The organism is Enterobacter cloacae complex sp. HYC033_NIDB, assembly GCF_056673335.1.
Genome location: NZ_CP115123.1, coordinates 3,527,457 through 3,548,536, shown reverse-complemented (window position 1 = coordinate 3,548,536; position 21,080 = coordinate 3,527,457). Strand labels below are relative to the sequence as shown.

17 protein-coding genes and 1 pseudogene are annotated in these 21,080 nt (G+C 55.7%); 9 read left to right on the top strand and 9 right to left on the bottom strand.

Annotation, left to right across the window (positions count from 1 at the left end):
- Nucleotides 1-3: 3 nt before the first annotated feature.
- Nucleotides 4-711, bottom strand: a complete 708-nt coding sequence (minC, locus tag O1721_RS16975; RefSeq protein WP_015570311.1) for a septum site-determining protein MinC — start codon at nucleotides 709-711, stop codon at nucleotides 4-6.
- A gap of 123 nt (nucleotides 712-834) precedes the next feature.
- Here minC and O1721_RS16970 point away from each other — a divergent pair, with 123 nt between their 5' ends.
- From O1721_RS16970 to O1721_RS16960, 3 genes are all read left to right on the top strand, one after another.
- On the top strand, nucleotides 835-1,110 hold the full coding sequence (locus tag O1721_RS16970) for a YcgL domain-containing protein (protein WP_032648581.1): 276 nt from the start codon (nucleotides 835-837) through the stop codon (nucleotides 1,108-1,110).
- A 47-nt stretch (nucleotides 1,111-1,157) separates the two neighbouring features.
- Entirely contained in the window at nucleotides 1,158-1,817 is a 660-nt protein-coding gene (locus O1721_RS16965; protein ID WP_032668814.1) for a fumarylacetoacetate hydrolase family protein, read from the top strand.
- A gap of 93 nt (nucleotides 1,818-1,910) precedes the next feature.
- Nucleotides 1,911-2,351: a YcgN family cysteine cluster protein gene (locus tag O1721_RS16960; protein ID WP_015570314.1), complete on the top strand. Its 441-nt coding sequence runs from the start codon at nucleotides 1,911-1,913 to the stop codon at nucleotides 2,349-2,351.
- 99 nt (nucleotides 2,352-2,450) lie between these two features.
- Here the strand turns inward: O1721_RS16960 and dsbB are convergent, their stop codons facing one another.
- Entirely contained in the window at nucleotides 2,451-2,981 is a 531-nt protein-coding gene (gene dsbB, locus O1721_RS16955; RefSeq protein ID WP_017693268.1) for a disulfide bond formation protein DsbB, read from the bottom strand.
- A gap of 46 nt (nucleotides 2,982-3,027) precedes the next feature.
- Nucleotides 3,028-4,566, bottom strand: a complete 1,539-nt coding sequence (gene nhaB / locus O1721_RS16950) for a Na(+)/H(+) antiporter NhaB (RefSeq protein WP_017693269.1) — start codon at nucleotides 4,564-4,566, stop codon at nucleotides 3,028-3,030.
- Between the two features lie 201 nt (nucleotides 4,567-4,767).
- Here nhaB and fadR point away from each other — a divergent pair, with 201 nt between their 5' ends.
- Entirely contained in the window at nucleotides 4,768-5,487 is a 720-nt protein-coding gene (gene fadR / locus O1721_RS16945; RefSeq protein WP_015570315.1) for a fatty acid metabolism transcriptional regulator FadR, read from the top strand.
- Nucleotides 5,488-5,596: 109 nt separating this feature from the next.
- Here the strand turns inward: fadR and O1721_RS16940 are convergent, their stop codons facing one another.
- Entirely contained in the window at nucleotides 5,597-7,129 is a 1,533-nt protein-coding gene (locus O1721_RS16940) for a SpoVR family protein (protein WP_032619532.1), read from the bottom strand.
- Nucleotides 7,130-7,450: 321 nt separating this feature from the next.
- Here O1721_RS16940 and O1721_RS16935 point away from each other — a divergent pair, with 321 nt between their 5' ends.
- Nucleotides 7,451-8,749, top strand: coding sequence for a D-amino acid dehydrogenase (locus O1721_RS16935; protein WP_032619534.1), 1,299 nt, complete (start codon nucleotides 7,451-7,453; stop codon nucleotides 8,747-8,749).
- Nucleotides 8,750-8,758: 9 nt separating this feature from the next.
- Complete coding sequence (gene dadX / locus O1721_RS16930; RefSeq protein ID WP_023296789.1) at nucleotides 8,759-9,829, top strand: catabolic alanine racemase DadX; 1,071 nt, start codon at nucleotides 8,759-8,761, stop codon at nucleotides 9,827-9,829.
- 159 nt (nucleotides 9,830-9,988) lie between these two features.
- Here dadX and O1721_RS16925 read toward each other — a convergent pair.
- Both O1721_RS16925 and ldcA read right to left on the bottom strand, forming a co-directional pair.
- Nucleotides 9,989-11,656: pseudogene (locus O1721_RS16925) on the bottom strand (potassium/proton antiporter); the annotation flags it as partial.
- Nucleotides 11,657-11,753: 97 nt separating this feature from the next.
- A complete protein-coding gene (gene ldcA / locus O1721_RS16920) occupies nucleotides 11,754-12,668 on the bottom strand; it encodes a muramoyltetrapeptide carboxypeptidase (protein WP_032648575.1) in 915 nt (304 codons plus the stop codon).
- A gap of 107 nt (nucleotides 12,669-12,775) precedes the next feature.
- Here ldcA and emtA point away from each other — a divergent pair, with 107 nt between their 5' ends.
- Nucleotides 12,776-13,387: a membrane-bound lytic murein transglycosylase EmtA gene (gene emtA / locus O1721_RS16915; RefSeq protein WP_032648573.1), complete on the top strand. Its 612-nt coding sequence runs from the start codon at nucleotides 12,776-12,778 to the stop codon at nucleotides 13,385-13,387.
- 37 nt (nucleotides 13,388-13,424) lie between these two features.
- On the opposite strand, the gene ycgR is transcribed toward emtA, so the two are convergent.
- A complete protein-coding gene (ycgR, locus tag O1721_RS16910; protein WP_017384309.1) occupies nucleotides 13,425-14,156 on the bottom strand; it encodes a flagellar brake protein YcgR in 732 nt (243 codons plus the stop codon).
- Nucleotides 14,157-14,316: 160 nt separating this feature from the next.
- Here ycgR and O1721_RS16905 point away from each other — a divergent pair, with 160 nt between their 5' ends.
- Nucleotides 14,317-16,419 (top strand): TonB-dependent siderophore receptor, encoded by a 2,103-nt coding sequence (locus tag O1721_RS16905; protein WP_032648570.1) that lies wholly within the window; start codon nucleotides 14,317-14,319, stop codon nucleotides 16,417-16,419.
- Between the two features lie 90 nt (nucleotides 16,420-16,509).
- Here the strand turns inward: O1721_RS16905 and O1721_RS16900 are convergent, their stop codons facing one another.
- Nucleotides 16,510-18,192, bottom strand: a complete 1,683-nt coding sequence (locus tag O1721_RS16900) for an alpha,alpha-trehalase (protein WP_032648568.1) — start codon at nucleotides 18,190-18,192, stop codon at nucleotides 16,510-16,512.
- A 437-nt stretch (nucleotides 18,193-18,629) separates the two neighbouring features.
- Here O1721_RS16900 and O1721_RS16895 point away from each other — a divergent pair, with 437 nt between their 5' ends.
- Nucleotides 18,630-19,967, top strand: coding sequence for a carbohydrate porin (locus O1721_RS16895; protein WP_023303875.1), 1,338 nt, complete (start codon nucleotides 18,630-18,632; stop codon nucleotides 19,965-19,967).
- An 87-nt stretch (nucleotides 19,968-20,054) separates the two neighbouring features.
- Here the strand turns inward: O1721_RS16895 and gap are convergent, their stop codons facing one another.
- Nucleotides 20,055-21,065 carry a type I glyceraldehyde-3-phosphate dehydrogenase gene (gene gap / locus O1721_RS16890; RefSeq protein ID WP_015570325.1) on the bottom strand — a complete coding sequence of 337 codons (1,011 nt, stop codon included), beginning with the start codon at nucleotides 21,063-21,065 and terminating at the stop codon, nucleotides 20,055-20,057.
- Nucleotides 21,066-21,080: the final 15 nt, after the last annotated feature.

The window sequence follows — 21,080 nt, the reverse complement described above, 5'->3', positions numbered from 1 at the left end:
GGATCAATTTAACGGTTGAACGGTCAAAGCGTTATCTGCCAGTTGCAGACGGGCCGCTTTGCCATAAAATTCGGCTGGGATTTTATCGCTCAGCCAATATTCACCTGCGATAGACACCAGTTCTGCCGTCAGGTGAGTACAAAAAATTTGTGCTTCTCGATCGCCGCTGGCGCCCGCAAGCGCACGCCCACGCATCATACCGTAAACGTGAATATTGCCATCTGCAATCAGTTCTGCGCCCGCACTGACGTGGCTTGTAACAATCAGATCACAGTTTGGCGCATAAATGCGCTGACCGGAACGAACCGGCAGATCAATCAATCGCGTTTTTGTGACTGGGGCTACATTTTGCGCCGGAGGCGGGGGAGCGGGAACGGTTGCAGGCGTTGCACGCGGGGCTTTTTCTTTGCCCTCGTTTAACAAGGGCAAACCCGCGCGTTCAATTTCGGCTTTTAACTCTGCGTCTTTGCAGCCGCTAATACCCACGATGCGCAACCCCGTGGAGACGACGGCCTGCTGGAGTCGCTTCCAGTTAACCGGCCCCTCAAGGTCGCTTACATTGACGACGACAGGAGCATGCTTAAGAAAAGCGGGAGCCTGCGCGATTTTGTCTTCTAACGCCTGACGAATAACCTCGGGTTTTGCATCATGCAAATGAACCACTGATAAGGTGAAGCTACTGCCTTTAAGCTCGATGGGCGTATTTGACATCCTGGCCTTACTCAATTTGCTATTAACCGCAACACATCGCCGCGATATTCCGAAGAGTATCAGGCATGTTATAGTCAGGAGTATATTGAGGCAAGCAACCACCCATTAATTCAGAGTAAAAACATGTTTTGTGTGATCTACAGAAGTACCAGCCGCGACCAGACCTACCTTTATGTCGAAAAGAAAGAAGATTTTTCCCGCGTGCCTGAAGAATTAATGAAAAGCTTTGGCCGACCGCAGCTGGCGATGCTGCTGCCGCTGGACGGCCGTAAGAAGCTGGTGAACGCCGATCTTGAGAAAGTCAAAAAGGCGTTAATCGAGCAGGGCTATTATTTACAGCTTCCGCCGCCACCGGAGAATTTATTAAAACAGCACCTTGAGCTGAGCGGAAAGAAATAAGCCCGGGTCCTTCCGGGAACAACTCATCAACCGATTAGGGGTCGACCATGTATCAACATCATAACTGGCAAGGTGCATTACTGGATTATCCCGTCAGCAAAGTGGTCTGCGTGGGCAGCAACTATGCAAAACATATTCAGGAGATGGGCAGCGCCGTGCCGGAAGAGCCGGTTCTGTTTATTAAGCCAGAAACCGCACTGTGCGATATTCGCCAGCCGCTGGTTCTGCCGCAGGGACTGGGTTCGGTGCATCATGAAGTGGAACTGGCGGTGCTGATCGGCGCGACGCTGCGCCAGGCAACTGAAGAGCATGTAGAGAAGGCGATTGCGGGTTACGGTGTCGCGCTCGACCTGACGCTGCGTGACGTACAGGGCAAAATGAAGAAAGCGGGGCAGCCGTGGGAAAAAGCCAAGGGTTTTGATAATTCATGCCCGATTTCCGGTTTCGTTCCGGTGAGTGAATTTACCGACGATCCGCAGAACACGCAGCTCAGCCTGAAGGTCAACGGCGAGATCCGCCAGCAGGGAACAACCGCTGACATGATCCATAAGATCGTTCCGCTGATTGCCTACATGAGCCGCTTCTTCACCCTGAAACCTGGCGACGTGATCCTCACCGGCACTCCGGAAGGTGTGGGGCCGCTGCTTGGCGGCGAAGAACTGGACGTCAGTTTTAACGGCCTGTCGCTGAAAACCCGCGTGCTGTAAAAGCACCTTGCCGCCTGAAAAGGGCGGCAAAACTTGCATCAACGTGCCAGACTCGTTATAAGGTGCGCTCTATTTTGACGTGTGGACATCCCGATGAACGACATTCCTTTCTGGCAAAGCAAAACTCTCGACGACATGACCGACGCGGAGTGGGAATCGTTGTGTGACGGCTGCGGGCAGTGCTGCCTGCATAAGCTGATGGATGAAGATTCGGACGAGATCTATTTCACCAACGTAGCCTGCAAGCAGTTAAACATCAAAACCTGCCAGTGCCGCAACTATGAGCGCCGTTTCGAATATGAGCCGGACTGCATCAAGTTAACCCGTGAAAATCTGCCGACCTTTGAGTGGCTGCCGCATACCTGCGCGTATCGCCTGCTGGCGGAAGGAAAGGATCTGCCCACATGGCATCCGCTGTTGACGGGGTCGAAAGCAGCGATGCACGGTGAACGTATTTCCGTGCGCCACATTGCGGTGAAAGAGTCCGAGGTGCGCGACTGGGAAGACCACATTATGAATCACCCTAATCGGTGATAATAAAAAACCCGCCGAGGCGGGTTTTTTATTGTGCGCAATTTTGTCGGGTGGCGCTGCGCTTACCCGACCAACAAAACTGACGTTGCCGTTTTGCTTTTACCTTCCAAAAAGATCGCGTTTCTTTGGTTTGAACGGCTGGGCAATCAGCACCAGCAGCGCCACCACAAAGTAGGCGACAAAAATGCCCACCAGCCACTGCGGCATCTCCAGCGTCAGGAACTCCCACTGGCGTACAGAGCAGTCACCGGAGGCCACAAACACCTGCGGCAGCCATTTATCCAGCGGCAGCCAGCTCGGGAAGCGGGCGGCAAAATCACAGGTCATAAACGGCGACGGGTGAAGCTGCATCTGGGTGTGCTCCCAGGCAAGCGCAATCCCTTTCCCGGCGCTGTACAGCCAGATGGCAATTGCCGCATAGCGTAACGGTGATTTGGGTGCAATCGCACCTACCAGACCCGCGCCCATAATGCCGAACAGCGCACAACGCTCATAAATACACAGTACGCAAGGTTTCAGCCCCATGACATGCTGAAACCACAGCGCGACCATTTCCAGCGCAAAGGCGGTCAGGGCCATCAACAACCACGCTCCGCGACCGCGTGAGCACTGGTTCAAAAATCGCAACATAATCATTTCCCTGGAACATGCTTAGACAGCGCAGTGTAAACGAATTTTAATGCGCCGCAAGTATACCTGCTTGCAATAACCATTGCGTACAGGGAACGAGAGTAATTTTGATGCACAGCAAACCAACCAGGGTAAGCACCAGCGTATACGGCAGCGCCATCCAGACCATTCTTCCATAAGAAAGTCGTATGAGTGGTGCCAGCGCCGAGGTCAGCAGGAAGAGGAATGCCGCCTGACCGTTCGGGGTTGCCACGGAGGGGAGGTTGGTTCCGGTGTTGATCGCCACCGCCAGCAGCTCGAACTGTTCACTGCTGACAATCCCTTGCTCCATCGCGGCTTTGGCCTCATTGATGTATACCGTCCCGACAAAGACGTTATCGGATATAGAGGACAACAGACCGTTAAACAAATAGAACAGCGTTAGCTGCGAATCTGGCGTAGCCTGAAGCACAAACGCGATGATCGGCGCGAACAGATGTTGGTCAATAATCACCGCCACGACCGCGAAAAACACCGCCAGCAGGGCGGTAAACGGCAGCGCTTCGGTAAAGGCTTTTCCGATAGCATGTTCGTCCGTAACGCCGCCCAGGCTGGTTGCAAGGATAATTACCGACAGGCCAATCAGCCCCACCTCGGCAAGGTGGAAGGCCAGCGCAGCGATAAGCCACACGCCGATGAAACCCTGTGCAATCAGGCGCAGCGTCTCCTGGCGCGTGCGTTGTTTGCGGCTCTGCTCGTCAAACTTATGCAGCTCCTGGCGGACCTGATCGGGCAACTTAGCGCCATACCCAAAGAGGTTGAATTTTTCGACCAGCACACAGGTGGCTAACCCGCAGACCAGCACGGGCACGCTGACGGGCGCCATGCGCAGGAAAAATTCGCCAAAATGCCACTCAGCCGCTTTGGCGATAATCAGGTTTTGCGGCTCCCCGACCATTGTCATCACGCCGCCCAGCGCCGTCCCCACGCCCGCATGCATCATCAGGCTGCGCAGAAACGCGCGGAACTGTTCCAGCACATCGCGGTTGTGCGCCTCAACGTGGCTGTCGTCCTGCAAGTTATCGCCAGGACGCGACGAGGCCACCCGGTGGTAAATCCCGTAAAAGCCGACGGCGACGCTGATCACCACCGCCACGACCGTCAGCGCATCCAGGAAGGCAGAGAGGAAGGCCGCGGCGAGGCAAAACGCCAGCGAGAGCAGCGTTTTCGACGGAATGCTCAGCAGCAAACGGGTGAAGATAAACAGCAGAAGCTGCTTCATAAAGTAGATCCCCGCCACCATGAAGATCAGCAGCAGCAGGACTTCAAGATTCGACGCAATCTCGTTTTTAACATGCTCCGCGCTGGTCATGCCGATGACCACGGCTTCCAGCGCCAGCAGCCCGCCGGGCAACAGCGGATAGCACTTCAGCGCCATCGCCAGGGTAAAGATAAACTCGGCGACCAACATCCACCCGGCAACGAAGGGATCCAGCAAAAAGATAACGGGATTAACGACCAGGAATACCAGTAAAGTAAGTTTGTACCAGTCAGGTGACTGACCTAAAAAGTTGCGCCACAGCGCGCGCCCAAATGAAATTTCCACGACAGACGTCCTTTACCCGTCAAATAAGACAAGACATCAGTATACGCAAAAATGGCGGCAGAGCGGGGGATTAAGCCATTTGTAAATTTCATAAAAATGAAACGGCGATCCCTCTTTTCTGTCTCTGCTGCGCTATCTGCCTCTGCGCGCCTCTGGTATGATGAGTGCAATTTGCTAAAGCTGTGTAATGGAAATCTCACTATGGTCATTAAGGCGCAGAGCCCGGCGGGTTTCGCGGAAGAGTACATCATTGAAAGCATCTGGAATAATCGTTTCCCTGCGGGATCAATTCTACCTGCTGAACGCGAACTCTCTGAACTGATTGGCGTCACCCGTACCACGCTGCGAGAAGTGCTCCAGCGTCTGGCGCGCGATGGCTGGTTGACGATACAGCATGGCAAACCCACTAAGGTGAACAACTTCTGGGAAACGTCCGGGCTGAACATTCTGGAAACGCTGGCGCGTCTCGACCACGAAAGCGTACCACAGCTGATTGATAATCTGCTTTCCGTGCGCACCAACATCGCCACCATTTTCATCCGCACCGCGTTTCGTCAGCATCCTGAAGATGCGCTGAAAGTGCTTGCCACCGCTAATGAGGTGGAAGACCACGCGGATGCCTTTGCGACCCTGGATTACAACGTGTTCCGCGGTCTGGCGTTTGCTTCCGGCAATCCGGTTTACGGTCTGATCCTGAATGGAATGAAAGGGTTATATACGCGCATTGGTCGTCACTACTTTGCTAACCCTGAAGCCCGCAGCCTGGCGCTCGGCTTCTACCATAAACTGAGCAAACTCTGCACCGAAGGGCTGCACGATCAGGTCTATGAAACGGTGCGTCGTTACGGCCACGACTCCGGTGAAATCTGGCACCGGATGCAGAAAACGCTGCCGGGTGATTTAGCGATTCAGAGTCGCTAAAATAAAAATCCTCTCGATTGAGAGGTTTTTTTTCGCCCGGTGGCGCTTTGCTTACCGGGCCTACAAAACCCGTAGGCCGGGTAAGGCGTAGCCGCCACCCGGCAACAAACTACAGCGTATTCAACCGCGCCGGACACCGCTCCAGCAGCTCCACGCTGCCATCTTCGTTCTGCTGCTCCAGCAACACGTCAAATCCCCACAGGCGATGCACATGCTTCAGCACTTCCTTACGCCCCTTATCCAGCGGCGCGCGGTTGTGCGGAATATAGCGCAACGTCAGGGAGCGGTCGCCGCGCAGATCCACGTTCCAGACCTGAATGTTCGGTTCAAGATTACTCAGGTTGTACTGGGATGACAGGCGCGAGCGGATCTCGCGATAACCCTCTTCGTTGTGGATCGCGGAGATCTCCAGGTAGTTGTTGCGGTCATCATCCAGTACGGTGAAGAAGCGGAAATCACGCATGATCTTCGGCGACATGAACTGGCTGATAAAGCTCTCATCCTTAAAATCACGCATCGCGAAGTGCAGCGTTTCCAGCCAGTCGGAACCGGCAATATCCGGGAACCAGTATTTGTCCTCTTCGGTGGGCGACTGACAAATACGCTTGATATCCTGGAACATGGCAAAGCCGAGCGCGTACGGGTTAATGCCGCTGTACCACGGGCTGTTATATGCCGGCTGGAATACCACGTTGGTGTGGCTGTGCAGAAACTCCATCATAAACCGCTCGGTGACTTTTCCTTCGTCGTACAGGTGGTTAAGAATGGTGTAGTGCCAGAAGGTCGCCCAGCCTTCGTTCATCACCTGGGTCTGCTTCTGCGGATAGAAATACTGGCTCACCTTGCGCACGATGCGCAGGATCTCACGCTGCCACGGCTCCAGCAGTGGGGCGTTTTTCTCCATAAAGTAGAGCAGGTTTTCCTGCGGCTCGGAAGGGTAGCGACGCGCCTCGGCGACGGTTTTCTCCTCTTCACGTTTCGGCAGGGTGCGCCACAGCATATTCACCTGGCTTTGCAGATACTCCTCGCGGCTCTTCTGCCGGGCTTTCTCTTCCTGCAATGAGATCTTCTGCGGGCGCTTATAGCGGTCAACGCCGTAGTTCATCAGCGCGTGGCAGGAGTCCAGCAGCTTCTCCACCTCGTCCACGCCGTAGCGCTCTTCGCAGTCGGTAATGTATTTGCGGGCGAAGATCAGGTAATCGACGATGGAGCTGGCGTCCGTCCAGCTGCGGAACAGATAGTTATTTTTGAAGAACGAGTTATGTCCATAGCAGGCGTGCGCCATCACCAGCGCCTGCATGGTAATGGTGTTCTCCTCCATCAGATAGGCAATACACGGGTTAGAGTTAATGACGATTTCATACGCCAGTCCCTGCTGCCCGTGCTTATACAGCCGCTCTGTTTCAATGAATTTTTTGCCAAACGACCAGTGCGGATAGTTAATTGGCATCCCGACGCTGGAGTAAGCGTCCATCATCTGTTCCGAGGTGATGACTTCAATCTGATGGGGATAGGTATCCAGACGATAGAGTTTGGCCACCCGGTCGATCTCCGCCAGGTAGACATCCAGCAACTCGAAGGTCCAGTCGGGTCCATCGCTCAGACGGGTGCTGTCCCTGGACATGGAATCTAGTGTAGCCATTAGCGCGCCCTCGTTGTTGGTCGCTCTCTCTGACTGGAGAGCCTCCTTTCAAGCATAGATCACCCCATTCAAATACGCGGGGCGCAGAAATTTTTTCTTTGCGATTTCGCGTTTTCGATACGGCAAATAAAGCGGTGCTCACAGAATTTTCTACTGGTTAAAAATAACGCGCAGCAGGAGATCCCAAATAAGCGCCATCCCCTGATACAGCGGGATATGTGAGTTGAGTCACCATAAAAAAGTCATATGTTGAATAATATTTTCAACTAGGTTATCAATCTGTAATTAGATGATTGTTCTTTTGCTCATAATGGAGTGGCTATGCGTGTTGTCATACTGGGAAGTGGTGTCGTTGGCGTAACCAGCGCCTGGTATTTAAGTCAGGCGGGACATGAGGTTACCGTTATCGATCGCGAATCCGGTCCGGCGCTGGAAACCAGTGCGGCGAATGCGGGGCAAATCTCTCCGGGCTACGCTGCGCCGTGGGCGGCCCCGGGCGTTCCGCTGAAGGCGATCAAATGGATGTTTCAGCGACATGCGCCCCTGGCGATCAGCCTTGACGGCACGCAGTTCCAGCTTAAGTGGATGTGGCAGATGCTGCGCAACTGCGACACCCGCCACTATATGGAAAACAAGGGGCGTATGGTGCGGCTGGCGGAATACAGCCGCGACTGCCTGAAGGCGCTGCGTGCCTCAACGGGCATTGAATATGAAGGGCGTCAGGGCGGCACGCTTCAGCTGTTCCGTACCCCGCAACAGTACGAAAACGCGACCCGCGATATCGCCGTGCTTGAAGATGCGGGCGTACCGTATCAGCTGCTGGAAGCCAGCCAGCTGGCGCAGGTGGAGCCAGCGCTTGCCGAGGTCGCGCACAAGCTGACGGGCGGTCTGCGTTTACCGAACGATGAAACCGGCGACTGCCAGCTATTCACCCAGCGTCTGGCGCGCATGTGTGAGCAGGCCGGGGTGAAATTCCGCTTCAATACTTCTGTCGACAAACTGCTGTCGGAAGGTGAGAAGATTTACGGCGTGAAGTGTGGGGAAGAGGTAATTAAAGCCGATGCCTACGTGATGGCGTTTGGCTCCTACTCAACCGCGATGCTGAAAGGGATCCTGGATATCCCGGTCTATCCGCTGAAAGGCTACTCCCTGACCATTCCTGTGAAAGAGGACAGCGGCGCGCCGGTCTCGACCATTCTTGATGAAACCTACAAAATCGCCATCACCCGCTTCGATAACCGGATCCGCGTCGGCGGCATGGCGGAAATCGTGGGCTTCAATACCGAGCTGCTCAAACCGCGTCGTGAAACGCTGGAGATGGTCGTGGGCGATCTCTTCCCGCGCGGCGGCTTCATTGAGCAGGCGACGTTCTGGACCGGCCTGCGCCCAATGACCCCGGACGGCACGCCGATTGTGGGCCGTACACCATACAAAAATCTGTGGACTAACACCGGCCACGGCACGCTTGGCTGGACCATGGCCTGCGGTTCGGGCCAGCTGCTGAGCGACCTGATCTCCGGACGGACGCCGGCAATTCCGTTTGACGATTTGAGCGCCGCACGCTATCAATCAGGGTTTACCCCATCGCGTCCACAACACCTGCACGGCGCGCATAATTAAGGAGTCGTCATGTCCCGTCCCATTCTGGCCCAGCTGGATTTGCAGGCGCTGAAGGATAACCTGCAAATTGTTCGCCGTGCTGCGCCGGGTTCTCGTGTCTGGTCGGTGGTGAAAGCCAACGCCTACGGTCATGGTATCGACCGTATCTGGAGTGCGCTCGGCGGCACCGATGGTTTTGCCTTGCTGAATCTGGAAGAGGCCATCCTGCTGCGCGAGCGCGGCTGGAAAGGACCGATCCTGCTGCTGGAAGGATTCTTTCATGCGCAGGATCTGCCTCTGCTGGATAAGTACCGCCTGACGACCAGCGTTCACAGTAACTGGCAGATCAAGGCCATCCAGGACGCGAAGCTGCATGCCCCGCTGGATATCTATCTCAAAGTGAACAGCGGGATGAACCGTCTGGGCTTCCAGCCTGAACGGGTGCATACGGTCTGGCAGCAGCTTCGTGCGCTGAAAAACGTCGGTGAGATGACGCTGATGGCGCACTTCGCCGATGCGGAAAAGCCGGACGGCATTGCCGATGCCATGGTCCGCATTGAGCAGGCGGCAGAAGGTCTGGACTGTCCGCGCTCGCTGTCGAACTCAGCGGCAACGCTCTGGCATCCCGAGGCGCACTACAACTGGGTACGTCCGGGGATCGTACTGTACGGCGCGTCACCCTCAGGTCAGTGGCAGGATATTGCCAACAGCGGCCTGAAGCCGGTGATGACGTTACGAAGCGAGATTATCGGCGTGCAAACCCTGAAAGCGGGCGATACGGTGGGCTATGGCAGCCGCTATCGGGCAGCAGGTGAACAGCGCATCGGTATCGTGGCGGGGGGCTATGCAGATGGTTATCCGCGCATCGCCCCGAGCGGCACGCCGGTGTGGGTCGATGGCGTGCGCACCGGCACGGTAGGTACCGTCTCCATGGACATGCTGGCCATCGATTTGACGCCGTGTCCCCAGGCGGGGATCGGCTCACCGGTTGAGCTGTGGGGCAACGAGGTTAAAATTGATGATGTGGCCGCTGCGGCGGGCACCGTCGGGTATGAGCTGATGTGCGCGCTGGCGTCAAGAGTGCCTGTTGTGACGGTGTAACTTGTGTGTGCCGGGTGGCGCTAACGCTTACCCGGCCTACGTTCGGGGTTTTGTAGGCCGGGTAAGCGTTAGCGCCACCCGGCAAAAAAGCAGCTACTCCGCCTCCTCCTCCATCGGCCTTACGCCGACTTTGCGCACCGCGTTATCTTCTTTCTCCGCTACCGTCCAGATCATCCCGGCAAACTCCACCTGGTCACCGACGACCGGCGCAGCCCCTAATAATTGCTGAATAATCTCACCCAGGGTTTGCTGGTTATCGCGATTCTCCAGTCCACCTTCCAAGCCATAAATCAGCGCCACATCCGCAAAGCGGGCGCTGGCTTCGAGGATAAAATCGCCGAAGAAACGCTGATCCAGCGCCACCGGGGGCGACTGGCTGAAGAGCTTGCCTAGGGCAGGTAGGTCGCGCTCGCGGCCAATCACGCAGAGGATATCGTTCTCACGCAGCCGCGTGCTGCCGGTCGGGTGAAGCAGGGCGTTATCCCGGAACAGGGCGGCAATGCGCGTTTCAGCGGGCATATGCAGATCGCGCAGGGATGCGCCCACGCACCACTTATCGGCGCTTAGCTGGTAGACAAACTGTTCCCAGGGATTCTCAGGGTGAATATCCAGCCCCACGCGGGAGACCGGCCAGCCAATGGGCGGTACCACCACTTTGGCTTTTTTCGCCGCCCAGCCCAGCGACGTCCCCTGGAATAGCAGCGACACCAGCACTACGAAGAAGGCGACGTTGAAGAACAGACGGGCGTTGTCCAGCCCGGCCATCATAGGGAACACTGCCAGAATAATCGGCACCGCGCCGCGCAGCCCCACCCAACTGATAAATATCCGCTCACGCAGGTTAAACCCGCGGAACGGCAGCAGCCCGGCAAACACCGACAGCGGACGGGCGAAGAAGATCATCCAGGCCGACAAAAGCAGCGCCGGCACGGCGATAGGCAGCAGGTCCGACGGCGTCACCAGCAGGCCCAGCACCAGGAACATGGCGATCTGCGCCAGCCAGGCCAGACCGTCGAAGTTCTGCAAGATGGCGTGACGGTTGCGAATCGGTCGGTTGCCCAACAGGAAACCGCAAAGGTAAACCGCCAGAATACCGCTGCCGTCCAGCGCGGTGGTGACGGCAAAGATCAGGATCCCGCCGCTCAGGGCCAGCAGCGGATAAAGGCCGGAAGGCAGCGTAATACGGTTAATCGTATGCTGTAACAGGTAACCGCCGCCGAGACCAATGATAATCCCGAGGCCAAACTGCTGGAGGATGTGCCAGGCGAACATCCAGCTCAGGCCGGTTTCGTGCTGCTGGATCATCTCAATCAGGGTAATGGTCAGGAACACCGCCATCGGATCGTTACTGCCGGATTCAATCTCAAGCGTGGAGCCAACGCGTTCGTTCAGCCCCTTGCCGCCGAGCAGTGAGAAAACCGCCGCCGCATCGGTAGAGCCGACAATCGCGCCAATCAGCAGGCCTTCCATTATATCGAGGTTAAACAGCCAGGCCGCCATCATGCCGGTCAGGCCGGAGGTGATCAGCACGCCGACGGTCGCCAGAGACAGCGCCGGGCCTAAGGCAACGCGAAACGAACTTGCCTGGGTGCGCATTCCGCCGTCCAGCAGAATCACCGCCAGCGCGAGGTTACTCACCATATAGGCGAAAGGGTAATTATCGAAGGGGATACCGCCGATACCGTCGATCCCGGCAAGCATGCCGATAGCCAGGAAAATGACAAGAATAGGTATGCCAAGACGCGATGAAAATGAACTTAATAAAATGCTAAAGGTTACCAGGATGGAACCCAGAATGAAAAGACTGATTATCGCTGTGGCACCCAATGTCGTCTTACTCCCACCTCAATGTGAACGCTGTTATTAAAACCCTAACATAATAACAACGTTAACTGCGTTTTATTGAGGGGGAATAACGGCTTTTTTATGCCTTTAAGACCGGATGACCGCTGATTGTTAACCGACTGCCTGAATTATCGTGTACAAGGTGCGCCTGGGCACCCAGCGGCAGCGTAACGGTTTGCTGCTCATGGCCGAAATCCAGACCGGCGATCACCGGGATATCCAGCCGGGAACGAATGAAATCAATCATCGTCTCCAGGGAATAGCCCGCATCGTAATCGTTGGGGGCTGAACCACTAAAACTGCCCAGCACAATGGCCGACTGCCGATCCAGGATCCCGGCGTGATACAGCTGCAACAGCATACGTTCGACGCGGAACGGGTGTTCGTTGATATCTTCCAGCACCAGTATGCCGTCCGTGATCTGCGGCAGCCACGGCGTTCCAATCAGCGACACCAGCATCGCGAGGTTGCCGCCCCACAGCTGTCCTTCACATTCCCAGTGCGGTCCATTGCCTTGCCACTCGACGGTGAACGTCGGGTTTTGCAGGGCGCGCCAGAAATGGTCCTGCGTAAATGCATCCAGCTCCGGCGCACCAAAGTTGCCGGCCAGCATCGGGCCGCTAAAGGTAATGACGTTATGCAACGCAAGCAGGCCGAGCTGGATCGCCGTGAAATCGCTGTGTCCGCAGATTAACAGCGGATCCTGCTGCTGGCGCGCGGCCAGCCCGGCCCAGTCGATGCTCTCCAGCAGCCGGCTTGCGCCATAGCCGCCGCGCACGGCCAGCACAATAGTGTTTTCACCTTCCAGCGTCGCCAGGCTGTTGATATCGCTCAGTCTCTGCGCCTCCGTACCGGCAAAACGCTGCATACGGCGGGGGATAATAGTCTGATTTTCTACCTGATGGCCCATTTCCAGCAGGCGCTGAACGCCCCGCTGTGCCGCCTCCTGGTTGATGCAGTAGCCTGACGGTGCGATGAGATGAAACTGAGGCATGGCAATTCCTTGCTGAATGAGAATCTAATTGTCTATATCATGCCGCTTATACGCCGCCTGCTTCAAGGGGCGACGTACCGCGATGACCGGCTATAAGGATAGATGACGTGAAATTGAGATGGTTTGCTTTTTTGATTGTGCTGCTCGCTGGCTGTAGTTCAAAACATGATTATCAAAATCCCCCCTGGAACCCTGAAGTGCCGGTAAAGCGGGCCATGCAGTGGATGCCGATCAGCGAACAAGCCGGGAAGGCCTGGGGCGTGAGCCCGCGTCTGATCACGGCGATCATTGCCGTGGAGTCCGGCGGCAACCCGACGCTGGTGAGTAAATCGAATGCGGTGGGGCTGATGCAGTTAAAAGCCTCGACGGCGGGAAGAGAGGTCTATCGCTACATGGGCTGGAAGGGACAGCCATCCACCAGCGAGCTGAAAAACCCGGAACGTAATATCTCTATGGGAACCGCTTACCTGAGCATTCTCGAGCATGGCATTCTGAAGGGGATTGACGATCCGGAAGTGATGCAATATGCGCTGGTGGTGTCGTACGTTAACGGAGCCGGCGCGCTGCTCCGAACCTTCTCATCCGATCGCAAAGAGGCGATAGAAGAGATTAACGATATGGATAAAGATGAATTCTTCGAGCACGTGGTGAAGAATCATCCGTCAGTACAGGCTCCACGTTATATCTGGAAAGTACAGAAAGCGATGGACGCCATGTAACGCCTTTGTCGGGCGGCTGCATGCTGCCCGACGCCTTTCAGCGCACTTTGTTCGCGCGTTCCCGCGCTTCACGCTCCAGTGAGAAGATGATGCGCTGTAGTTCGCGTTCGGCGCCTGGCCCGACATTCAGAAAGCGAAAGCTCAGTCGCGGCGTGGTAATGGTTTCGTTTTTGCTGTCCACCACCTTACGCTCGCTGATGGCAATCAGCTGGGCGTCAAACCAGAAGCGTCCCCATCCGCCCATATCCAGCTCAATCTGACTAAAACGCATGCCTTCCACCAGTCCTTCCGGCTTCGGCGTATCCATTAACGCGCCCATCCCGCCCAGTGACAGGTCGAAGAGACGAAAGCGGATCTCTTTTTTGTCCGGCATTTTTGCCTTACAGAAATAGGCCGGGTGAAGCGGGGCGCTGATGCGAAAAAACTCGCGGCGTTGCACGAACCAGAGGTTAGCGGGCAGGGGAGCGATAAACGCAGGCAAACCCTGGTACGCGATCGTGGTCAGGCGGGGCAGTATAAACTCGACTTTAGCCCCCTGCGTTTCGGCCATCACCGAGAGGTTTTCTGCCTGGAGCGCGGCACGGTTTTCTTCGCTCTGGCTACCCAGATCCACGATCAGGTGTTCTGCCGTCACGTCCAGGATCTTGCTGATAAACTGGCTGGTTGACCAGTTGATGCGCAGCGGCACCTCGCCCTTTTTCAGGTCGCGTAACACCCCTAATACAGCCAGCGGATTTTGTTTCAGGAACTGCTCACTGTAGCTACTCACGCCAGATGGCTCCTCGATAGATGACAGACTGTCTCTGGGTTATCGGCACGCTGGCATGAAACTTAATACAAACGATCTGTTTTTCTCCGCCGATATTGATTTGCTAATGGAAATGATAATAATTGGCGTTCCCAATACCATCTAATAACAAGACGACACTATGAGCACCTCACGTTTTGCGTTATGCGCGTTGGCAGGCGCCGTCACGCTGGCATTGCAAACACAGGCTTTTGCAGAAGAACCCACCATCGTGGTGACCGGTACAGAGCAGGGCAGCGCGCTCCCTGCCTGGACCAACAGCGCCACGAAATCAGCCGTCGCGGAAAGTAAAACGCCGCAGGTGATCAACACCATTGCCGCTAAAGAGATTGAGCAGCGGCACGCCAGTTCGGTAAACGAGATCCTGCGCTATGCGCCGGGCGTTTCCACGGAGGTGCGCGGGAGCACCTCTTACATGAGCGAGTACAAAATCCGCGGGTTCAACGTCGAGCAGGAGTTCTACAACGGCCTGCAACTTCCCTATAACGTCACCGGGAACACTAAAGCGCGAATCGATCCGCTGCTGATTGAGAGCGTCGATATCCTGAAGGGGCCGTCATCCGTGCTGTATGGCGGTGGCTCCCCGGGCGGGCTGGTCAATATTCAGAGTAAAAAGCCGCAGAAAGAGGCGAAAACAGAACTGGGCTTTAACACCGGAAACCGCAATCTTAAAGAGGGGTACCTGGATTCCACGGGGCAGATTGCGACCAGCGACTGGAACTATCGCCTGCTGGGTAAAGCGACAGAGAGTGACGAACAGGCGCACACTACGCGCTATGAAAACTATCTGGTGGCCCCCTCCGTGACCTGGCAGCCGGATGACAAAACGCGCCTGACCATTGACGCGCTGGCGCAAAATACGCCGAGCCTGACGCCGTCTGATCCGATGCCGCTAAGCTATCTACGGTCTAAATACGCCGATCGTCGTGACTATGCCGGGGATGAGTGGAGCGGCTTTAAGCAGCGTCAGTGGATGCTGGGCTACAGCTTTGAACATGAGTTTGACAGTGGCTGGGGCTTTAGCCAGAAAGCGCGCTACTTTGACGTGGACACCCACCAGCGCAGCGCCTATTCAACCGGGACGGGCAGCGAGGTCTACCAGCTTAACCGCTTCGCCTATACCACGGATGAAGATTTACAGAGCTTCAACATTGATAACCAGGTCACCCGAACCGTCGCGCTGGGGGACTGGAAACATCATCTGCTGGCGGGCTTTGACTACCAGAAGCTGAACTCTCACTTCCATTATCGTTACGCCTCGTCCACACCGGGTATCGATATGCGTAATCCGGATCACTCGCAGATCGATAACGATGCGCTGGGGCTTGAAACCGCGCAGAAAAACCGTCTCAGCTATCAGCAGAATGGCTATTACCTCCAGGATCAGATTGCGTTTGGCGGGCTGAACGTGTTGGCCAGCCTGCGCTATGACGACTACCGTTCCGTCACCACCAACTATCTGCAAAACGGTGACAAAGCATGGGTATCGCAGGATCGCCTCACTAAGCGACTGGGCGCGCTTTATGCCTTTGACAATGGTCTCTCGCCGTTTATCAGCTATTCGGAAGGGTTCGCCCCGGTATCGCCGCAGGGCACTCTGACCGCGAAAGACGTTAAGCCCACCACCAGCAAGCAGGTGGAGGGTGGGGTGAAATACCTGCTGGCGGAATACGCAACCACCTTCACCGCCTCGGTGTTTAACATTCGTCAGAAAAATGTGGTGACCAGCGATCCGGGCTTCCTCAACTATCGCCAGACCGGGGAAGTGGAATCGAAAGGCGCGGAGCTTTCCGCTATGAGTCGTCCAACGGATAACCTGACGCTGATTGCCAACTATGCCTACACCCACGCCATCAATACCGAAGATGACAAGTACCAGGGCAAACGACCGACGCAGGTCCCTGAGAACGCCTTTAATCTGTGGGGGGATTACACCTTTGACAGCACGCCGCTGAGAGGGTTAACGCTGGGGGCAGGGGCACGCTACACCGGGCCGATGGAGATCTCGCCAGCCAACGACGCAGGCAAGCTGGGCGGTACGACGCAATACGATCTGGCGGCATCTTACCGCATGGGCGAGCTGGCGCCATCGCTGGAGGGACTGACGCTGAAAGCGAGCGCGCAGAACATCACCAACAAAGAGACGCTCACCTGTTATGACGCGACCAACTGCTGGATAGGCCGTGACCGCACGTTCCAGGTCGGGGCGAGTTACAGCTTCTGAAAAAAGCCCGGTGGCGCTTCGCTACCGGGCCAATCTATTGCACGGAACCATCCCCTCGCCCCACCGGGGAGAGGGGCAGGGTGAGGGGCGCTACTGCGCCGCCTGTTTCGCAGGTGCAACATCATCGTTTGCCGCAGGCTGATTCTCCGGTACGCTGTCGCACGGCTTCTCTTTCGGGCAGACCATGTCCAGCATCCTGAGCGTCACGCCGTTACTCCAGCCGAAACCGTCCTGCAACGGATACTCACCGCCGCCACCGCCGGTACCGGTCGAAGAGACATCGTACTTCTCAACCAGTTTCTTCTCGCGATCGTAGGTATGCTGAACGTTTTTCAGGAAACGCCAGGTTACGTCCATCGCCACTTTCTGCTGACCATAGTTCTGCAACCCTTCCACCGCTACCCACTGCAACGGCGCCCAGCCGTTCGGCGCATCCCACTGCTGCCCGCTGTTGATGGTGGTGGTAGAAATACCGCCCGGTTTCAGCAGGCGTGACGACGCGGCTGCGGCCACTTTATCGGCGCGATCCTGTGATGCGGCCTTCACATACAGCGGGAAGAGGGCTGCGGCCGTCAGCTGATTACGCACCTTCCCGGTTTTCAGATCGTAATCCGCATACCAGCCCTCTTTATCGTTCCACAGGTGGCTTTCCATGGCTTTCTGACGTGCGGAGGCCAGCGCGTCATATTTACTTGCACTGGCGTTATCGCCGTCTTCCTGACTGGCGCGGGCCAGCAGTTTTTCCATCTTAAACATCAGCGCATTCAGATCCACCGGCACGATGCTGGTGGTGCGGATGGTACCCAGCTTCTGTGGATCGTCCATCCAGCGGGAGCTGAAATCCCAGCCCGAGGCCGCGGCAGAGCGCAGATCGCGGTAAATCTCGGTGGCCGGACGGTTAGGGTTATTTTTGGCGGTGGTCACGTCATCCAGCCACGACTCAGGGCGCGGCGTGTCCCGATCGTCCCAGTAGCGGTTGAGGATCGAGCCGTCATCCAGTTTCACCACGCGTTTGTTCGCCTGACCAGCCTGGAGCCCATCAGCCCCCTCCATCCAGTAAGCGTACTCTTTCTCCATATGCGGACGGTATTTCTTCAACGCGTCGCTGTCATGCGTGGCCAGCAATTCCACCATCAGCGAGAAGAACGGCGGCTGAGAGCGGCTCAGGTAGTAGCTGCGGTTACCGTTAGGGATATGGCCCCAGGTATCAAGCTCGTAAGCGAAGTTGTCCACCATGTCGCCGATCTTATCCCAGTGGCCGCTCTCGGCCAGGCCCAGCATGGTGAAATAGCTGTCCCAGTAATAGACTTCGCGGAAGCGTCCTCCCGGCACGACATAGGGCTTTGGCAGGGGCAGGAGGGAGTCCCATTTGTTCGCTTTGTCAGTGGTGCGGGTCAGTACAGGCCACAGATCGTCTATGTGTTCGCGCAGGCTCTGGCCCTCAGGGGGAACGTATTTCTCACCTTCCTTCGGCAGGATAAAGTTCATCTCCACGAAGTGGCGCAGGTCAAAACCGGACTGGGTATGCTGCATCCGGTAATCCGCCAGGATGGTTAGCGGGTCGCTTTTGGGAACGGCATCCGCGAAGGTTTTCTGATCCGGGAACAGTTTGGCACTCTGTACTTCATTAAAGAGGGGGCCAAGGAGAATATCAGGTGAGCTTTGCTGGCTCGTTGGCTGGTCTTCAGCATAACCAAATGCGGTAACACCGAGTAGGGCGCCTGCCAACGTAAGGTGTAACAAGCCAGGGCGTAGCATTCGAGTTTTTATCATCGGTTCATCTCCATTCGTCGCTGGGCAGCGTCACCGCTGTCGTCAATCACCTGAAAACCTTAGACGAATATTGCCCGCTTCGCGTGTTAGATATCCCATTTTGCGCATTACCAGACAATTTACCGCCGCGCCCGGACGTGAGAAGCGCGCCGAAAACTATTTACTCGGGGAATGTTTTTTGGGGAATGATTTTAATTAAATATCCTGTCAGGGCACGCCATGAATATTGACCAGGCTTATGGGTTGCAACCTTTTTTAATTCTGTGAGCGGGATTGTGTTTCTTTATTACATTCCGCGAATAACTTTCCGTGAAGGTCACACAAAGTAAAAAACATAACCGACATAACAAAAAACATAATAGCCTGCCGAAAAGCATTTAGACGAAATAGAGTGGCCCATCACTTTGGGTATTCACTTTTATTTCAGGATGGATTCTATGCAATTTAAAAAAATGGTTGTCCTCGTGGGGGCACTCTGTTCTGGCTCTCTTTTTGCGGCACAAAGCGCGACGAGCGTAGATGAAAAACTGGCGCAACTGGAGGCGCAAATCGAGGCGTTGAAACAACAGCAGGCGGCCAGTCAGCAGGCTGCTCCCGTGGTCGTCCAGTCAGAAGAGCCCGTCAATAAAGACGCACCACCGAAGCTGACGCTTTCGGGCTTTGGAGATATAAAATTTTATGGCGATGTGGAATTTAATATGGATGCTGCCAGCAAAACCGGCAGTCTGACTTCTGTTAAGCAAAGTGCTAATAGCGACTGGGCACCGGGAGATAAAGAACGGTGGGATATTAATGGTCGTATTTTGCTGGGGTTTGATGGTTATCGAAAAATGGATAACGGCCATTTTTCCGGATTTTCTGTACAACCACTGGGCGATTTGGCAGGGCAAATGTACCTTGATGATGCGGTATTTTTCTTTGGCGCAGAAAACGACTGGGAAATTAAAGTTGGACGTTTTGAAGCCTACGATATGTTCCCGCTCAACCAGGATACCTTTGTTGAATACTCGGGCAATACAGCGGACGATCTTTATAGCGACGGCTATGGTTACATTTATATGCTGAAAGAGGGGCGTGGCCGTACCGACAGCGGCGGTAACTTCCTGATGAGTAAAACGCTGGATAACTGGTATTTCGAGCTGAATACGCTGTTCAAAGACGGCAGCGATCTGTACGTCGACCAGCGCTACCATGGCGCGGAACTGGAAAATGATAAGAACGTCGCCTATGTCCGGCCAGTTATTTCGTGGCAGGACGGCCCGTTCTCAACGGCCGTCGCCATGGAAACCAATCTGGTCAACAATGCTTATGGCTATCGGGATGACGCGGGTCGTTGGGTCGATCAGTCTGACCGCACCGGTTACGGATTCACCATGACCTGGGATGGTCTGAAAGCCGATCCTGAGGATGGCATAGTCGTGAATCTCAACACAGCGTATCTTGACGCCGCAGACGAAACGGACTTCACCTCCGGCGTCAATGCCCTGTGGCGTAACGCTGAGCTGGGCTATATTTATGCGCATAACGAAATCGACGAATTTAACACTTCAACCTTTGACGCAGAGTGTGAGAATGATTGCTGGATCACCGATCCGGGTGAGTATGATATTCACACTGTCCATGCGTCGTACCTTATTCCCAACGTAATGAAGATGAAGAACTTTAACATTTACCTGGGCGCCTACGCTTCGTGGGTGAACGCGTCGCCGAAAAAGGGAAGCGATAAGAACGACGATCGTTATGGCGGTCGTGTGCGGTTTAAATATTATTTCTGAAGAGTGTCATGATGCCCCTCTGTTAGCAGGCAGAGGGGCCATTTTGCAGGCCGGGTATGCGCAAGCGTCACCCGGCAATACGATCGGCTACAACCCTTTCTTATCCATCAGCACCGCCAGATCCACCAGACGGTTCGAGAAGCCCCACTCGTTGTCATACCACGACAGGATCTTCACCATATTCCCGCCAATCACCAGCGTTGAAAGCCCGTCGATGATGGATGAGCGCGGGTCGCCCTGATAATCACGGGAGACCAGCGGTTCATCGCTGTAGCCCAGGATGCCTTTCAGCGGCCCGCTGGCGGCAGCCTGACGGAACGCGTCATTCACCTCTTCGGCGGTCACGTTGCGGCTCAGCGTCACCGTCAGATCGACAATCGACACCACCGGAACCGGCACGCGCAGGGAATACCCGGTGAGTTTACCGTCAAGCTCTGGGATCACTTTCCCGAGCGCTTTTGCCGCGCCGCTGGAGTAAGGCACAATGGATAATGCTGCCGCGCGCGCGCCGCGCAGATCTTTTTCCGGCTGGTCATGCAGCGCCTGGCTGTTGGTGTAGGCATGCGTGGTGTTCATCAGCCCGTGCTCAATGCCAAACTGCTGGTGCAGCACCTGCGCCGCTGGCGCCAGACCATTAGTGGTGCAACTCCCGTTGCTGACCACAAAATGCTGGGCCGGATCGTACAGCGTGTGGTTGACGCCCATCACCACCGTCAGATCATCATTTTTAGCCGGGGCGGAAATAATGACGCGTTTTGCGCCGCCGCTCGTGATATGCACCGCCGCTTTTTCACGTTCGGTGAAGAAGCCGGTAGCTTCGATTACCACCTCAACGCCTGCGTCTTTCCACGCAATGTTTGCCGGGTCGCGTTCACTGAATACGGTGATGCGTTGCCCGTCAACCTGTAGCGCGCCGTCTGCCGCTTCAACGGGCACTGGCAGCGTGCCGAGCAGAGAGTCATATTTCAGCAGATGGGCGAGGGTTTTACTGTCCGTCAGATCGTTAATGGCCACAATCTGGAGATCCGGGTTGCCCAGCGCCGCGCGCAGGACATTACGTCCGATACGGCCGAAACCGTTAATACCGACCTTAACCATGATGCACTCCTTATC

What these genes read in the sequence shown, in the direction of transcription:
- minC (WP_015570311.1), bottom strand. Translation starts at nt 711, where the DNA reads ATGTCAAATACGCCCATCGAGCTTAAAGGCAGTAGCTTCACCTTATCA.
- O1721_RS16970 (WP_032648581.1), top strand. Translation starts at nt 835, where the DNA reads ATGTTTTGTGTGATCTACAGAAGTACCAGCCGCGACCAGACCTACCTT.
- O1721_RS16965 (WP_032668814.1), top strand. Translation starts at nt 1,158, where the DNA reads ATGTATCAACATCATAACTGGCAAGGTGCATTACTGGATTATCCCGTC.
- O1721_RS16960 (WP_015570314.1), top strand. Translation starts at nt 1,911, where the DNA reads ATGAACGACATTCCTTTCTGGCAAAGCAAAACTCTCGACGACATGACC.
- dsbB (WP_017693268.1), bottom strand. Translation starts at nt 2,981, where the DNA reads ATGTTGCGATTTTTGAACCAGTGCTCACGCGGTCGCGGAGCGTGGTTG.
- fadR (WP_015570315.1), top strand. Translation starts at nt 4,768, where the DNA reads ATGGTCATTAAGGCGCAGAGCCCGGCGGGTTTCGCGGAAGAGTACATC.
- O1721_RS16940 (WP_032619532.1), bottom strand. Translation starts at nt 7,129, where the DNA reads ATGGCTACACTAGATTCCATGTCCAGGGACAGCACCCGTCTGAGCGAT.
- O1721_RS16935 (WP_032619534.1), top strand. Translation starts at nt 7,451, where the DNA reads ATGCGTGTTGTCATACTGGGAAGTGGTGTCGTTGGCGTAACCAGCGCC.
- dadX (WP_023296789.1), top strand. Translation starts at nt 8,759, where the DNA reads ATGTCCCGTCCCATTCTGGCCCAGCTGGATTTGCAGGCGCTGAAGGAT.
- ldcA (WP_032648575.1), bottom strand. Translation starts at nt 12,668, where the DNA reads ATGCCTCAGTTTCATCTCATCGCACCGTCAGGCTACTGCATCAACCAG.
- O1721_RS16905 (WP_032648570.1), top strand. Translation starts at nt 14,317, where the DNA reads ATGAGCACCTCACGTTTTGCGTTATGCGCGTTGGCAGGCGCCGTCACG.
- O1721_RS16900 (WP_032648568.1), bottom strand. Translation starts at nt 18,192, where the DNA reads ATGATAAAAACTCGAATGCTACGCCCTGGCTTGTTACACCTTACGTTG.
- O1721_RS16895 (WP_023303875.1), top strand. Translation starts at nt 18,630, where the DNA reads ATGCAATTTAAAAAAATGGTTGTCCTCGTGGGGGCACTCTGTTCTGGC.
- gap (WP_015570325.1), bottom strand. Translation starts at nt 21,065, where the DNA reads ATGGTTAAGGTCGGTATTAACGGTTTCGGCCGTATCGGACGTAATGTC.